Raw genomic sequence first — 13,578 nt, forward strand, 5'->3', positions numbered from 1 at the left:
GACGCTGAACACCGGGTTCAGCGAGCTCATCGGCTCCTGGAAGATCATCGCGATGTCCTTGCCGCGCAGCGCGCGCATCTCGGCGCCGCCGGCCTTGAGCAGATCGCGTCCTTGCAGCAGGATCTGGCTGTCCGGGGAGATTTGGGCGTGCTGCGGCGACAGCAGGCGCATGATGGCCATCGAGGTCACCGATTTGCCGGAGCCGGATTCGCCCACCAGCGCTACGGTGCGCTTGGCCGGGATGTCGAAGCTGACGCCCTTGAGCGCCTGGAATTCGCCGCCGTTCTCCTGACGGAACGCCACTTTGAGATTGCGCACCGACAGCAGGGTCTGGTTCTGAGTCATTGTTGTTCTCCCCCGCTCACTTCGCCGCCGCGCGCGGGTCCAGCGCGTCGCGCAGCGCATCGGTCAACATGCTGAAGGCAGTCACCAGGGTGGACATGAACACCACCACCATGGCCAGTTGCCACCAATAGCCCTGCAACAGCTCTTCCGGCACTTCCGCCAGCATGGAGCCCCAGCTCACCTGGCGCACGTCCACGCCGAAGCCGAGGAAGGACAGGATCACTTCGTACTTGATCAGACCCACCATCAACAGCGAGAACTGCACCAGCAGCAGGTGGGAAACATTGGGCAGGATGTGGATGAACATGCGGCGGCTGTGGCTGGCGCCGATGGCGTCGGCGGCCTGCACGTATTCGCGCGAGCGGTTCTTGATGAACTCGGCGCGCACCAGGCGGAAGGTGCCGGTCCAGCTGGTCAGCGACAGCACCAGGATGACGGTGGCGATGCCGCGCCCGGCCACTGCGGCGAAGGCGAGCAGCAGCAGCATGTCCGGCACCGAGGTGAACACGCTGTAGAACCACATCAGGAAATCGTCCACCTTGCGGCCGAAGTAGCCGGCCATCGCGCCCAGCGAGGTGCCGATCAGGATGGACAGCAGCGCGCCGAAGAAGCCCACCAGCAGCGAGGTGGCGGTGCCCTTGATCACTTTGTCCAGGATGTCGCGGCCGCGCTGGTCCGCGCCGAAGGGCAGCGACGCCACTTTCTTCACCTCCGGCACCGCGTATTGGGCGGCGTGGGGGCGCGCGGCTTCCAGCCAATCGTGGATGGGGTCTTCCGACGGTTTCAAGCGCTCGGTGGGCACGATGGCGCTGGACGGGCCGCCGGCGGCGGCCGGGGTGTCCTGCTGGCGGTATTGTTCCAGCAGCAGCGTGGGCGGCGCGTAGGAGGCGGCGATTTCGTCGTTCCAGCCGCGGCCGGCCAGGTTGAGCCAGCCGGCGGCGGCCAGCAGCATGAAGGCCGCCACCACCCACAGGGAGACGAAGCCGATGCGGTCGCGCTTCAGGCGTTGCCAGCCCAAGGCCCACAGGCTGCGCGAGGGGGCGGCCGGCGGCGCGCCGGCGGTGTTTTGCAATGTTGTCATGTCTTGTGCTCCGCGCTCACTTGAGTTGCACGCGTGGATCGATCCACTTGTAGATGATGTCGGCCAGCAGGTTGAACACCATGGCGGCGGCGGCGATGGTCACGGTGATGGCCTTGATCACCGGGAAATCGCTCTTGTCCACCGCCATCAGCAGTTCATTGCCCATGCCGGGGATGCCGAAGAAGCGCTCCAGCAGCATCGAGCCCAGCACCAGGAAGGGCAAGGACATCATCACCGCGGTGACCACCGGGATCAGCGCGTTGCGCAGCACGTGCTTGAACAGCACGGTTTTCTCGGACAAGCCCTTGGCGCGCGCGGTGCGCACGTAGTCGTGGCCCAGCTCTTCCACCACGAAGCTGCGGTAGAAACGCACATTGGGCGCCAGCGACACCAGCATGCCCAGGATCAGCGGCAGCGGCACATAGATCAGCAGGCTGCGCAGCAGGCTGTCGTCGTCCCAGCCCATTACCGGGAACCAGTCCAGTTTGAAGGCCAGCAGGTACTGGCCGACGATGATGTAGGCCAGCGAGCTGATGGACATGGCCACGGTGCAGATCAGCGTCACCAGGCGGTCGGTCAGGGTGCCTCGGTAGTAGGCCACGGCGATGGCGATGGGCAGCGCGGTCAGCAGTTCGAACACCAGCAAGGTGCCGGTCAGCGTCAGCGAGGGGCCGATGCGCGAGGCCAGCGTGGCGGTGACGGATTGCTGGGTGGACCAGGAAGTGCCGAAGTCGAAGGTGGCCACTTGCTTGACGAAGAGCCAGAACTGCTCCGGCAAGGTCTTGTCCAGGCCCAGCTGGGCGCGGATATTGGCCATGATTTCCGGCGTCAGGCGTTTGCCGGCCAGGATGTAGGTGGGGTCTCCGCCCACCCAGTTGAACAGCACGAACACCAGCAGCATGACGCCGAACATCGTCGGCACCATCTGCCAGATTCGGCGAATGATGAAATTGAACATCTGGATCTCCAGAAGAGTCGGCGCGGCTGCGCCCCGGGTTATAAGACCGTTCCCTTAGCGGCGCTTGCCTAGGTCGATGTCGACGTAGCGCCAGGACACGCCTATCGTGGCCAGCGGATGCGGTTTGTAACCCTTGAGATAGTCGTGGCTGACGACGTTTTCGAAGCGGGTCACGCCCAGCACATAGGGCTGGTAGGCGGCCACCACCCGGTTCATGCGGTCGAACAGCGCGTCGCGCTCCGGCCCGTTGGGCAGCACTTGCGACGCTTCATAAGCCTTGTCGAACTCCGGCCGGCTGAAGAACGGCAGGTTGCCGATGCCGATCTGCTTGGTCCACAGGCCGGTGACGAAATCGTCGCCGTCCGGAATGGCGGCGGAACCGCCCAAGGACCACATCTGCAGCTTGCCGGCGTAGGCGGCCTTGAGGTTTTCGTTCCACTTGGCCACTTTGAAGGTGACGCGCAGCTTCAGGCTGTCGAAGGCCTTTTGCCAAATCTGGTTGAACTGTTTGTCGAAGGCGCTGCCCTGGGTGGCCTGGGTGATCAGCAGCGGCTGGCCGTTGGGCTGCTGGCGGTAGCCGTCCGGGCCTATCTTGTAGCCGGCCTGGTCCAGCAAGGCGTTGGCCAGCGCCGGATCGAAGTCCGCCGCGCCGCGGAAGCGCGGATCGTTGCCCACCATGTTCAGGGGCACTAGGTTTTGCAGCTGGATGGCCTGACCGCTGTACAGCAGCTTGATCACTTCCTGGCTGGGGTAGGCCATGGCGATGGCGCGACGCAAGGCGATCTTTGGCTTGCCGTAGCCGCCCACCACCGGATCGCGCATATTGAAGAAGGCGTAAGTCAGGTCCATGCCCAGGTTGTGGTGCAGGCGGATGCCGCGCTGCGCCAGCGTCGGATTCAGGCTGGCCTGGAAGGGGTTGCCCGCGCTGCTGTGCACGGTGGACGGGATGGCGGACTTGGGCACGCCGGTGTAGTCGATCTGCTTGTTGAGGAAGGACAGCCAGCGCGGCTGCTCTTCTTCTATCACCTTGATGTCGATGCGGCCGATGACCGGCAGCGTCCTGCCGCGCAGTTGCTCGGCGATTTCGCGGTCCAGCGGCGGAGCGTCGGCGGCCGGCTCGTCGGAGAACACTTCCTTGCGGTAGCCGGGGTTGGCTTCCAGGATGATGCGGTTGCCCGGCTTCCACTCCTTCAGCAAGAACGGGCCGGTGCCCACCGGGTGGGCGTTGGTGTTGCTGTCGTAGGTTTCAATCACCTCTCGCGCCACCGCGCCGCTGAATTTGGCGGCCACGGTGTAGAGGAAGTTGTAATTGGGCTTTTTCAGCGTCAGCTGCAGGGTGTAGCGGTCCAGCGCCTTGATGCCTTCGATAGGCTTGTCGTAGTCGAAGCGCCCTTTCTTGCTGGCGGCGCTGCCCGCCTCCGCCAGCCCCAGCACGTAGTCGGTATAGGAGGTGGCGTTGGGCGAGCTGACCTTGGGGTCGGCGAAGCGCTTGATGCTGTAGGCGTAGTCCGCCGCGGTCAGCTCGCGCTTCTTGCCCTTGAAGGCCGGATCGTCGGCGAAATAGATGCCGGGCCGGACTTTGAAGGTGAACACCTTGCCGTCCGCCGAAATCTCCGGCAAGGCCTGGGCGGTGCCCGGCTTGAGCTTGACCGGCCGCGCCAGGTAGTCGTACCTGAGCAGGTTGTCGAAAATGTTCTCGATCACGCCCAGCGAATAGATGTCGCTCATCTTGGCCGGGTCGAAGCCGGTCTCGGGCGCCAGAAAGGCCACCCTCAACGTCTTGGTCATATCGGCCGCCTGCGCGGACGCGAACAGGCCCGCCCCGGCCAGCAGCAGGGGCAGCCATTTCAAGCGATTCATCTCGCTTACTCCTTTGTGTCACGGAGCCGGGAAACCCGGCGTCTCTATTGTTATGCCTGCTCCGGCATGAGGAAATGCCATGAGCAAGTGCCGTGACTGTAAAGCGAATCCGCAGGCTAGATCAACAAGAAACTATCAAAATGACATCAAAGAAAAAACATGTCTATGCATAGAAAAACTCATGCTATGCCAAGGACTTGGCGTCGCCTCAGGTCGCCGCGCGCAATGCCCAGTCAAAACAACGGGTTGGCAACAGCCGGCGCAGCCACCAATACAGTTTGGTGGGGAAAGTCACCCGGTAGCGCGCCGCCGGCTTGGCCGCGGTGATGGCGCGGTGCACCGCCTCCGCCACCGCGCTGGCCGGCAGCGTGAACGGCGCGGCGTGGCCCTCTTTCTTCAGCCGCTCCAGTTGTTGCTGGTAGGCCTCGCGGTGGTGGCTGGCGTCTATGTCCACGTTTTTCAGGAAACGCGCCAGCGCATTGGGGCGGAAACGGCTTTCAATCGGCCCCGGCTCCACCAGGGAGACATGGATGTCGGTGCCGTGCAGCTCGTGGCGCAGCGTGTCGCACAGACCTTCCATCGCGAACTTGCTGGCGTTGTAGGCGCCGCGCCAGCGCATGGCGGCGAAGCCCAGGATGGAGCTGTTGAACACGATGCGGCCGTGGCCCTGGGCGCGCATCACCTTGAGCGCGGCGTTGGTCAGCTCCCAGGGGCCGAACAGATTGGTCTCGAACTGCTCGCGCATCGCCGCGCGGCTGATGTCCTCCACCGCGCCCGGCTGGCCGAAGCCGGCGTTGTTGAACAAGGCGTCAAGTCGCCCGCCGGCCATTTCCAACGCCTGGGCCAGGCCGTCGCGGATGGAATCGGCGTCGTCCACGTCCAGCCGGATGCAGGCCATGCCCTCGCTGCGCAGGCGCTCCACGTCGGCGGCGGCGCGGCAGCTGGCGATCACGCGCCAGCCGCGCTGCGCCAGGATGACGGCGGTGTGGTAGCCGATGCCGCTGGAGCAGCCGGTGATCAGAATGGATGGTTGCGAATGCATGCTGGCCCCTGTCGTTTTCAATTGGCGACACCCTACCGCAAATGCGGGCGGCGGGGAATTGTCCGCTAGGCGCGTTCCCTTTCCGTGCGCTTAGCATTCCAACGACATCCGCGCTTGCCGAAAGCGCTCAATCGCCTCTGTCGCCGCACCGGGGAATTGGACTAGAATGACGGCCTTAAAGAGCCGCCTGCGCCCACGCGACACCGACGGAACCCGCACGGCCCGGCCACCACAAAGCACAATAAGGAAAACGCCATGGCTAAAGCCAGCAAAGCGCCGGCCAGTTTCGAAACCGCACTGGCCCAACTGGAAGACATCATCCAGGCGATGGAAAGCGGCGACATGCCGCTGGAAACGGCGCTAGGCTCCTACAAGCAGGGCATAGAATTGATCAAGTTCTGCCAGACCAAATTGGCCGACGCGGAACAGCAGCTGAAAATCCTGGAAAACAACGAACTCAAACCACTGGAATTGTCCAATGGCCAATAAACCGTTCATGGCCTGGATGACCGAGATCCAGCAGCAGGTGGAAGGCGCGCTGGAGCGCCTGCTGCCCTCCGCTCAGCACACGCCGCAGCAACTGCATGAAGCGATGCGCTACGTCTGCCTGGGCGGCGGCAAGCGGGTGCGTCCGCTGTTGGTGTTCGCCGCCGGCGAACTGGTGGGCGCTTCGGCCGATAACCTGGCCCGCATCGGCGCCGCGCTGGAAATGGTCCACGTTTATTCGCTGGTGCACGACGACATGCCCTGCATGGACGACGACGTGCTGCGCCGCGGCAAGCCCACCTGTCACGTGGCTTACGACGAAGCCACCGCGCTGCTGGTGGGCGACGCGCTGCAAACCCACGCTTTCGACATGCTGAGCGCGCCGCTGCCGGACGTGGCCCCCGCGGCTCAGCTCGCCATGGTCCACACCCTGGCCCGCGCCGCCGGCCACGCCGGCATGGCCGGCGGCCAGGCCATAGACCTGGCCAGCGTGGGCAAGGCGCTGAACCAGCCGGAACTGGAATACATGCATTTGCTGAAGACCGGCGCGCTGATCCGCGCGTCGGTGCTGCTGGGCGCGATGGCCGGCCGGCCGTTGAGCGAGGAGGAAACCGCCCGCCTGGACGTGTTCGCCAAACGCATGGGCCTGGCCTTCCAGGTGGTGGACGACGTGCTGGACTGCGAGGCGGACACCGCCACGCTGGGCAAGACCGCCGGCAAGGACGCCGCCCACGACAAGCCCACCTACGTCAGCCTGATGGGGCTGGCCGAGGCCAAGCAGTTTGCCCGCGACTTGCGCGACGAGGCGTTTGCCGCGCTGGAAGGATTTGGCGATTCCGCCCAACGATTGAAGGAACTGGCCGACTACATCGTCGCGCGCTCGTTCTGAGAAGCAGAAAACTATGTATCCCTTGCTCGAGACCATTGAAAGCCCCGCCGACCTGCGCAAGCTGTCGCGCCAGCAGCTTGCGCCGCTGGCCACGGAACTGCGCGACTTCCTGGTGGAAAGCGTCAGCAAGACCGGCGGCCACTTCGCCTCCAACCTGGGCAGCATCGAGCTGACCATCGCGCTGCACTATGTGTTCAACACCCCGGACGACCGCCTGGTGTGGGACGTGGGCCATCAGACCTACCCGCACAAGATCCTGACCGGCCGCCGCGAGCGCATGGGCAGCATGCGTCAGAAAGGCGGCCTGGCCGGCTTTCCCAAGCGCGACGAATCCGAATACGACACCTTCGGCGTCGGCCACTCCTCCACCTCCATCGGCGCGGCGCTGGGCATGGCGGTGGCGGCCAAGACCCAGGGCATAGAGCGCAAATGCGTGGCCGTCATCGGCGACGGCTCGATGACCGCCGGCCAGGCATTTGAAGCCCTGAACAACGCCGGCGCGATGGACACCGACCTGCTGGTGGTGCTCAACGACAACGAGATGTCGATCTCGCCCAATGTCGGCGCGCTGAACAACTACCTGGCCAAGCTGATGTCCGGCCGCTTCTACGCGGCGATGCGCGAAGGCTCCAGCAAGGTGCTGGGCATCGCCCCGCCGCTGAAGGAGATCGCCAGCAAGGTTGAGGAGCACGTCAAGGGCTTCTTCACCCCGGGCACCCTGTTCGAGGAGTTCGGCTTCAACTACATCGGCCCGATCGACGGCCACGACGTGGACGTGCTGGTGGATACCCTGAGCAATATCCGCAGCCTCAAGGGCCCGCAGTTCCTGCACATCGTCACCAAGAAAGGCCACGGCTACAAGCTGGCGGAGAGCGACCCGGTCAAATACCACGGCGTCACCAAGTTCGACCCCAGCAACGGCCTGGCCAGCGGCAAGGGCGGCGGCAAGCCGCAATACACCCAGGTGTTCGGCGACTGGATCTGCGACATGGCCAAGCGCGACCCGCGCCTGGTGGGCATCACCCCGGCGATGCGCGAAGGCTCCGGCCTGGTGCGCTTCGAACAGGAACACGCGGACCGCTATTACGACGTGGCCATCGCCGAACAGCACGCGGTCACCTTCGCCGGCGGCCTGGCCTGCGACGGCGTCAAGCCGGTGGTGGCGATCTACTCCACCTTCCTGCAACGCGCTTACGATCAGCTGATCCACGACGTGGCGCTGCAAAACCTGCCTGTCTTGTTCGCCATCGACCGCGCCGGCCTGGTGGGCGCGGACGGCCCCACCCACGCGGGCGCCTTCGACCTGTCCTTCCTGCGCTGCATTCCCAATCTGACGGTGATGGCGCCGTCGGACGAGAACGAATGCCGCCAGATGCTCTACACCGGCTTCCAGATGAACAGCCCGGCCGCGGTGCGCTATCCGCGCGGCACCGGCCCCGGCGCCGAGATTCAGGCGGAGATGACGGCGCTGCCGCTGGGCAAGGGCCGGTTGCGCCGCCAGGGCGAAAAAGTGGCCATCCTCGCCTTCGGCAGCATGGTGACGCCGGCGCTGGCCGCCGCCGAGACGCTGAACGCCACCGTGGCCGACATGCGCTTCGTCAAGCCGCTGGACGCGGAACTGGTGTGCCGGCTGGCGGAGAGCCACGATCTGATCATCACCGTAGAGGAAAACGTGGTGATGGGCGGCGCCGGCTCGGCCTGTTTGGAGGCGATGCAGGCGATGGGCATCCTCAAGCCGGTATTGCAACTGGGCCTGCCGGACGATTACGTGGAGCACGGCGACCCGGCCGGCATGCTGGCCGATTGCGGCCTGGACGCCGCCGGCATCGAGCGCAGCGTGCGCCAGCGGCTGGCGATGCTGTAAGCCTTACGCTTGTTCCAAGTCCAACGCCCGGCCCCGCCGGGCGTTTTGTTTTGACGGCGCGCCCGCGCCACAAACCGCGTTCAGCTTTTGTCAGCCGCGCCAATTTGCCATTGACATAGAATCCATTAGATGCGCAACAGCGCCGCGCCATTCAACCGCCATGGAGTCATTCAATGTCAAATAATTGGGATTATATTGCCGAGTTTAAGAATGATATTGACGAACTGCTGGAGAAGATCAGGCAGCGCGCCGATGAATTGTCGCGGGCCAATCATCACATCATCGCCGCCGTAGCCGACGAGAAAGAAAATCCGGCCAAGGGCGTGGTGTTTTATGCGCCGGCCATCCAAGGCAATATCCAGAAGAACAATGCCGGCTGGAAGAAAATATATATAGAGGCCAAGCCCAAAGGCGACGATCAGGCCGCCTACAATGCGGAACTATTCGACAAGATTCGCCGCCAGTTGAACGACTTGACGCCGGCCCAGGCGTTCGGCGCCAAGCTCTTGCTGTCGGACAGCCAGGGCGGCAAGGCCACCATCACCCTGTTCTATCCCACCACCTACATCAAACCGCCCGTGCCGCAGACCCACTGGCTATACACCAGCTGCTTCGAGCCCTATATCGAAAACGTGGCCGACAAGCTGAGCTTCGCCCTGAATCACATCGACTCCAGCTTTTCCCTGCTGGCCTACTCCGACGAGGACGGCTCCGACGCCAAAGGCGTCATTTATCACAAACTGGGACTGGCCAACCCCGAGCTGGCCCATGTCGGTCATGCTTGGGCGCTGAAGAGCTACTCCACCAAGGCCGACGGCAAGTCCCAAGCCGACTATCAGGCCGAGCTGTTCGACAAGATCAAGACCGACCTGAACTCCCTGTCGGAACAGCATCTGCTGTTGGCCCAGCTGTTCTTGACCGACCGCACCAAAGGCAGAGCCCATATCGCCCTGCTCTACCCGCAAGAGATCCGTCCCATCTAAGCCGCACGCCAAGCTCGCAAAAAAACGGAAGCCCCTGGGCTTCCGTTTTTTGTGCCGCCAGATCCCGGCTCAGGCCTCCAGCAGATCCAGAATGCGCCGCGCCGTTTCCTCCGGACGCTCCAGCGGAAACAGATGGCTGCCCTGCTGCATTTGCACCTGGATATTGAAGTGCTTGCGCATGAAGCGCAGGTCCGCCGGTTTCAACACATCCGAACCGGTGCCGGCGATAAAGGTGGCCGGCACTTTCAATTGTCCGCGATAACGCGGAAAATCATGCGGCAGCGCGCAGTAGATCTCATGCTCGATCCGCGGCCGGAATTTGAGCTTGCGCCCGCCCTGGCCGTCGTCCACGGTGCCGTGCTCGGCGTAGTCGGCCAGGCAGTCCGGGTCGAAGCGGGCGAACATCGGCTTGCGGGCGAAGTAGTCGTGGACCATGGCCACCGACGCCCAGTTGTCGCGCCGCTTCAGGGTATTGCCGCCCGGGGTGACGCTGTCGATGAAGCCCAGCTTCTTGGCCAGCCAGATGCCGCGCGAGCGGAACGGCCCCATCAGCGGCGAATCCAGGATCACGATGCGCTTGAACAGCTCCGGCCGGCGCAAGGCGGCGTAGAACATCAGGAAACCGCCCAGCGAATGGCCGACGCCGACGATGGGGCCCTGATAATGGCTTTCGATATGGGCGATGGTTTCCTCCACCAGGTGCGGCCAGCAGTCGGTGACCGGGTAAGCCGGGTCATGGCCGATGGCGTCGAGGAAGCCCACCTGGTGACGCTCGCCCAGCGCGGCCAGGAACTTGCGGTAAACCGAGGCCGGGAAACTGTTGGCATGAGCAAAGTGAATCGTTTCTCGCATGATGTATGGTGTTGCGCCCTAGTTTTTATATGAATATTCTATCTTACCGTTTGCCCGTTATTTGAATTTAATGCATATTGTTTTCGCATAGCAAGACGCGACGGCGACCAAACCCGTCGCCCTCCGCGCCCCGCCCGGCCGCCACGGAACCAATGCCAAGGCGCGCCGGTCATTCAAACGCTAAAGACCATAAACCATAGAGTCATCCCGTGCCAATCAACTTATCGCTACTCTCATCCCGGATCGTGGGCCTGCTCGCGGTCTCGCTGGCCTGCCTGGGCTTGAGCCTGCCCGCGCACGCCGTCAACCAGGACGATCTGCTGCCGGCCGAGCAAGCCTTCGCCGCCAAGGTGGAACGCGCCGGCGACCAGCTCAAGCTGACGCTGGACGTGGCCCCCGGCTACTACCTGTACCGCGACCGCACCCAGGTCAGCAGCCAGCCGGCCAATCTGGTGGGCGCGCCGCAGTTTCCGGCCGGCAAGGAAAAGAACGACCAGTACTTCGGCAAGCAGACCGTATTCATCGGCAAGAACGTGGTGACCGTGCCGCTGCAACCCAATGCGCCGGCCGAGTTCGAGCTGCAAGTGCGGCTGCAAGGCTGCGCCGACGCCGGCGTGTGCTACCCGCCCTACACCCACAAGCTCAAGGTGGGCGGCACGCCGGCCGCCGGCGGCAAGCTGGGAGAATGGCTGTCGGAGGCATCCCCGCAGGGAAAGTCCTCGGCCGGCAACAATGAGCTGGCAGCCCAGGGTTGGCTGACCACATTGGGCACCTTCTTGCTGGCGGGCATAGGCATGGCCTTCACCGCCTGCATGTATCCGCTGCTGCCCATCGTTTCCTCATTGATTGCCGGCCAGGGCGCCACCCTGACCCGCCGCCGCGGCTTCCTGCTGTCCTTCACCTATGTGCAGGGCCTGGCGCTGACTTACACCGTGGTCGGCGTCATCGCCGGCCTCACCGGCGCGCTGCTGACCGTGTGGCTGCAACAGCCGGCGGTGGTGCTGAGCGCCAGCGCGCTGATGGTGGTGTTCGCGCTGTCGATGTTCGATCTGTTCACCATCCAGCTGCCGTCGGCGCTGCAATCGCGGCTGGCCGACACCTCCAACCAGCTGTCCGGCGGCAAGTTCGCCACCGTGTTCGCCATGGGCGCGCTGTCGGCGCTGATCATCGGCCCCTGCGTCGCCCCGCCGCTGGCGCTGGCGCTGGGCTATATCGGCAGCACCGGCGACGCCGTGCTGGGCGGCGCGGCGCTGTACGCGATGGCGCTGGGCCTGGGCCTGCCGCTGATCCTGATCGGCACCTTCGGCGGCCACGTGCTGCCGCGCGCCGGCGGCTGGATGAAAACCGTCAAGGCCTGCTTCGGCGTGGTGATGCTGGGCCTGGCCATCTGGTTGGCCAGCCCCTTCCTGCCGGGCGCGCTGGTGATGCTGCTGTGGGCCCTGCTACTGATAGGCAGCGCGGTGTCGCTGGGCGCGCTGGAAGCGCTGCCGGGCAAGGCCAGCGCGGCGCGGCGGCTGGGCAAGGCCGCCGGCGTGACGCTGCTGTTGATAGGCGCGGCGCAATTGGCCGGCCTGCTGGCCGGCGCGGACAACCCGCGCTATCCGCTGCGCTGGCTGGGCCAGGGCCAGGCGGAAGCCCGGGCCGAGGCCGTGTTCCAGCCGGCCGCCAGCAACGCCCAGCTGGACGCCTTGCTGGCCAAGGCCAAGGCCGAAGGCAAGCCGCTGCTGCTGGACTTCTACGCCGACTGGTGCGTGTCCTGCAAGGAGATGGAGGCGGAAACCTTCCCTGACCCGGCGGTCAGCCGCCAGATGCAGGGTTATCTGCTGGTCAAGGCCGACGTCACCGCCAACAACGCCGAGCACCAGGCGCTGCTCAAGCGCTTCGGCCTGTTCGGCCCGCCCGGCATCATCCTGTTCGACAAACTGGGACAGGAGGCGGACCGCGTGATCGGCTTCACCCCGGCGGAAGCCTTCGCCAAAACGCTGGCGGCGGCGAATCCGCAATAGCCGCAAGCGCCAATTGCATTCACGCCCATTGCATTGCAGAATCAGCGGGCCGATCGGAAGATCGGCCCGTTTTCATTTTCCGAGAGCCCCATGGCCATCAATAAAGCGTTCTCCAATGTCAGCATTCTGGCGGTGTTCCAGATCGCCATCATCGCCCTGCTGGTGGTCTCCTGCCTGCGCGTAATCCAACCCTTTCTCGGCGCCCTGACCTGGGCCTCCATCATCGCCATTTCCGCCTGGCCGCTGTACTGCCGGCTGCGGCTGAGGCTGGGCGACCGCCACAAGCTGGCCGCGCTACTGATCGTGCTGGCCTTGGCCTTGGCGCTGGCCATCCCCATCGGCCTGATGGCGCTGACCCTGGCCGACACCCTGCCCCACCTGTCCGGCCTCACCCATGATCTGACCCAGCTGACGCTGCCCAACGCGCCGGCCTGGCTGGCCAATATCCCGGTGGTGGGCGAAAGCCTGCAAAAACTGTGGGGCAGCGTGCAGGCCGACCTGCCCGGCTTCTTCGAGAAAATCCGCCCGGCGGTGAACCAGGGCGCGTTGTGGCTATTGTCCGGCGGCGCCAACCTCAGCCTGAGCCTGCTGGAAATCGTGCTGGCCATCATCGTGTCCGGCCTGCTGCTGATCAACGGCGACCGGCTGTGGGACACGGTGGAGCTGATCGTGATCAAGCTGGGCGGCGCGCCGGCCGGCGAGCTGCCGGACGTGATCGCCCGCACCATACGCAGCGTCACCACCGGCGTGGTGGGCACCGCGCTGGCGCAAACCATTCTGTGCGTGATCGGCCTCTTGATCGCCGGCGTGCCCGGCGCGCTAGTGCTGGGCTTCCTCTGCTTCATCGTCGCCGTCGCGCAGATGCCTACGCTGATCGTCTGGCTGCCGGCCGCCGCCTGGGTGTTTTACACCGGCCACACCGGCCTGGGCATTTTCCTGCTGGTCTGGGGCTTTTTACTGATCAACACCATAGACAACATCCTGAAGCCCTTGCTGATCAGCCAGGGCGCGCAAATGCCGCTGTCGCTGATCTTCCTGGGCGTGATCGGCGGCCTGATCGCCTGGGGGGTGATAGGCCTCTTCATCGGCCCCACCCTGTTGGCGGTGGCGCTGACCATGCTGCGCCACTGGCTGCGCCCGGAGTGTCCGGAGCCCAAGGCCGGCGCGGCCGGGACAGGCTGCGAAGAGCAGGCCGCGGAATAAAAACCAGAC

General features: G+C 64.6%; 11 protein-coding genes and 1 pseudogene. 6 read left to right on the forward strand and 6 right to left on the reverse strand.

All coding sequences use genetic code 11. From position 1 onward, the window contains the following. The 5 genes from JW897_RS21390 to JW897_RS21410 all read right to left on the reverse strand — a co-directional run. A partial coding sequence (locus JW897_RS21390) for an ATP-binding cassette domain-containing protein (RefSeq protein ID WP_205467563.1) occupies positions 1-345 on the reverse strand: 345 nt, incomplete at its 3' end. A 16-nt stretch (positions 346-361) separates the two neighbouring features. Beyond that, complete coding sequence (locus JW897_RS21395) at positions 362-1,426, reverse strand: ABC transporter permease (protein ID WP_048412275.1); 1,065 nt, start codon at positions 1,424-1,426, stop codon at positions 362-364. Positions 1,427-1,442: 16 nt separating this feature from the next. After that, positions 1,443-2,384, reverse strand: coding sequence for an ABC transporter permease (locus tag JW897_RS21400; RefSeq protein WP_048412274.1), 942 nt, complete (start codon positions 2,382-2,384; stop codon positions 1,443-1,445). A 54-nt stretch (positions 2,385-2,438) separates the two neighbouring features. Further along, a complete protein-coding gene (locus JW897_RS21405) occupies positions 2,439-4,244 on the reverse strand; it encodes an ABC transporter substrate-binding protein (protein ID WP_048412273.1) in 1,806 nt (601 codons plus the stop codon). A 208-nt stretch (positions 4,245-4,452) separates the two neighbouring features. Then, positions 4,453-5,286 carry an SDR family NAD(P)-dependent oxidoreductase gene (locus JW897_RS21410; RefSeq protein WP_048412272.1) on the reverse strand — a complete coding sequence of 278 codons (834 nt, stop codon included), beginning with the start codon at positions 5,284-5,286 and terminating at the stop codon, positions 4,453-4,455. A gap of 240 nt (positions 5,287-5,526) precedes the next feature. Between JW897_RS21410 and JW897_RS21415 the strand changes: the two are divergent. The 4 genes and pseudogenes from JW897_RS21415 to JW897_RS21430 form a co-directional block, all read left to right on the forward strand. Then, a pseudogene (locus JW897_RS21415) lies at positions 5,527-5,775 on the forward strand (exodeoxyribonuclease VII small subunit); the annotation flags it as partial. After that, the gene (locus JW897_RS21420; RefSeq protein WP_205467564.1) at positions 5,765-6,661 is read left to right on the forward strand and encodes a polyprenyl synthetase family protein; all 897 of its coding nucleotides are present in this window, start codon (positions 5,765-5,767) and stop codon (positions 6,659-6,661) included. The pseudogene JW897_RS21415 and the gene JW897_RS21420, both read left to right, overlap by 11 nt. 13 nt (positions 6,662-6,674) lie before the next feature. Continuing rightward, the gene (gene dxs, locus JW897_RS21425) at positions 6,675-8,525 is read left to right on the forward strand and encodes a 1-deoxy-D-xylulose-5-phosphate synthase (RefSeq protein ID WP_048412269.1); all 1,851 of its coding nucleotides are present in this window, start codon (positions 6,675-6,677) and stop codon (positions 8,523-8,525) included. A 173-nt stretch (positions 8,526-8,698) separates the two neighbouring features. Next, positions 8,699-9,508 (forward strand): hypothetical protein, encoded by an 810-nt coding sequence (locus JW897_RS21430; RefSeq protein ID WP_205467565.1) that lies wholly within the window; start codon positions 8,699-8,701, stop codon positions 9,506-9,508. A 69-nt stretch (positions 9,509-9,577) separates the two neighbouring features. On the opposite strand, the gene JW897_RS21435 is transcribed toward JW897_RS21430, so the two are convergent. After that, positions 9,578-10,360, reverse strand: coding sequence for an alpha/beta fold hydrolase (locus tag JW897_RS21435; protein ID WP_205467566.1), 783 nt, complete (start codon positions 10,358-10,360; stop codon positions 9,578-9,580). 209 nt (positions 10,361-10,569) lie between these two features. Between JW897_RS21435 and dsbD the strand changes: the two genes are divergently transcribed. Both dsbD and JW897_RS21445 read left to right on the forward strand, forming a co-directional pair. Next, the gene (gene dsbD, locus JW897_RS21440; RefSeq protein ID WP_205467567.1) at positions 10,570-12,366 is read left to right on the forward strand and encodes a protein-disulfide reductase DsbD; all 1,797 of its coding nucleotides are present in this window, start codon (positions 10,570-10,572) and stop codon (positions 12,364-12,366) included. A gap of 90 nt (positions 12,367-12,456) precedes the next feature. Beyond that, positions 12,457-13,569, forward strand: coding sequence for an AI-2E family transporter (locus JW897_RS21445; protein ID WP_048412266.1), 1,113 nt, complete (start codon positions 12,457-12,459; stop codon positions 13,567-13,569). The last annotated feature ends 9 nt before the right edge of the window (positions 13,570-13,578 follow it).

It is taken from the genome of Chromobacterium alkanivorans (assembly GCF_016937655.1).
Classification (GTDB): Bacteria; Pseudomonadota; Gammaproteobacteria; order Burkholderiales; family Chromobacteriaceae; genus Chromobacterium; species Chromobacterium alkanivorans.

Excerpts from the sequence above, each read along its gene's own strand:
- JW897_RS21395 (WP_048412275.1), bottom strand. The coding sequence starts at position 1,426 with ATGACAACATTGCAAAACACCGCCGGCGCGCCGCCGGCCGCCCCCTCG.
- JW897_RS21400 (WP_048412274.1), bottom strand. The coding sequence starts at position 2,384 with ATGTTCAATTTCATCATTCGCCGAATCTGGCAGATGGTGCCGACGATG.
- JW897_RS21405 (WP_048412273.1), bottom strand. The coding sequence starts at position 4,244 with ATGAATCGCTTGAAATGGCTGCCCCTGCTGCTGGCCGGGGCGGGCCTG.
- JW897_RS21410 (WP_048412272.1), bottom strand. The coding sequence starts at position 5,286 with ATGCATTCGCAACCATCCATTCTGATCACCGGCTGCTCCAGCGGCATC.
- JW897_RS21420 (WP_205467564.1), top strand. The coding sequence starts at position 5,765 with ATGGCCAATAAACCGTTCATGGCCTGGATGACCGAGATCCAGCAGCAG.
- dxs (WP_048412269.1), top strand. The coding sequence starts at position 6,675 with ATGTATCCCTTGCTCGAGACCATTGAAAGCCCCGCCGACCTGCGCAAG.
- JW897_RS21430 (WP_205467565.1), top strand. The coding sequence starts at position 8,699 with ATGTCAAATAATTGGGATTATATTGCCGAGTTTAAGAATGATATTGAC.
- JW897_RS21435 (WP_205467566.1), bottom strand. The coding sequence starts at position 10,360 with ATGCGAGAAACGATTCACTTTGCTCATGCCAACAGTTTCCCGGCCTCG.
- JW897_RS21445 (WP_048412266.1), top strand. The coding sequence starts at position 12,457 with ATGGCCATCAATAAAGCGTTCTCCAATGTCAGCATTCTGGCGGTGTTC.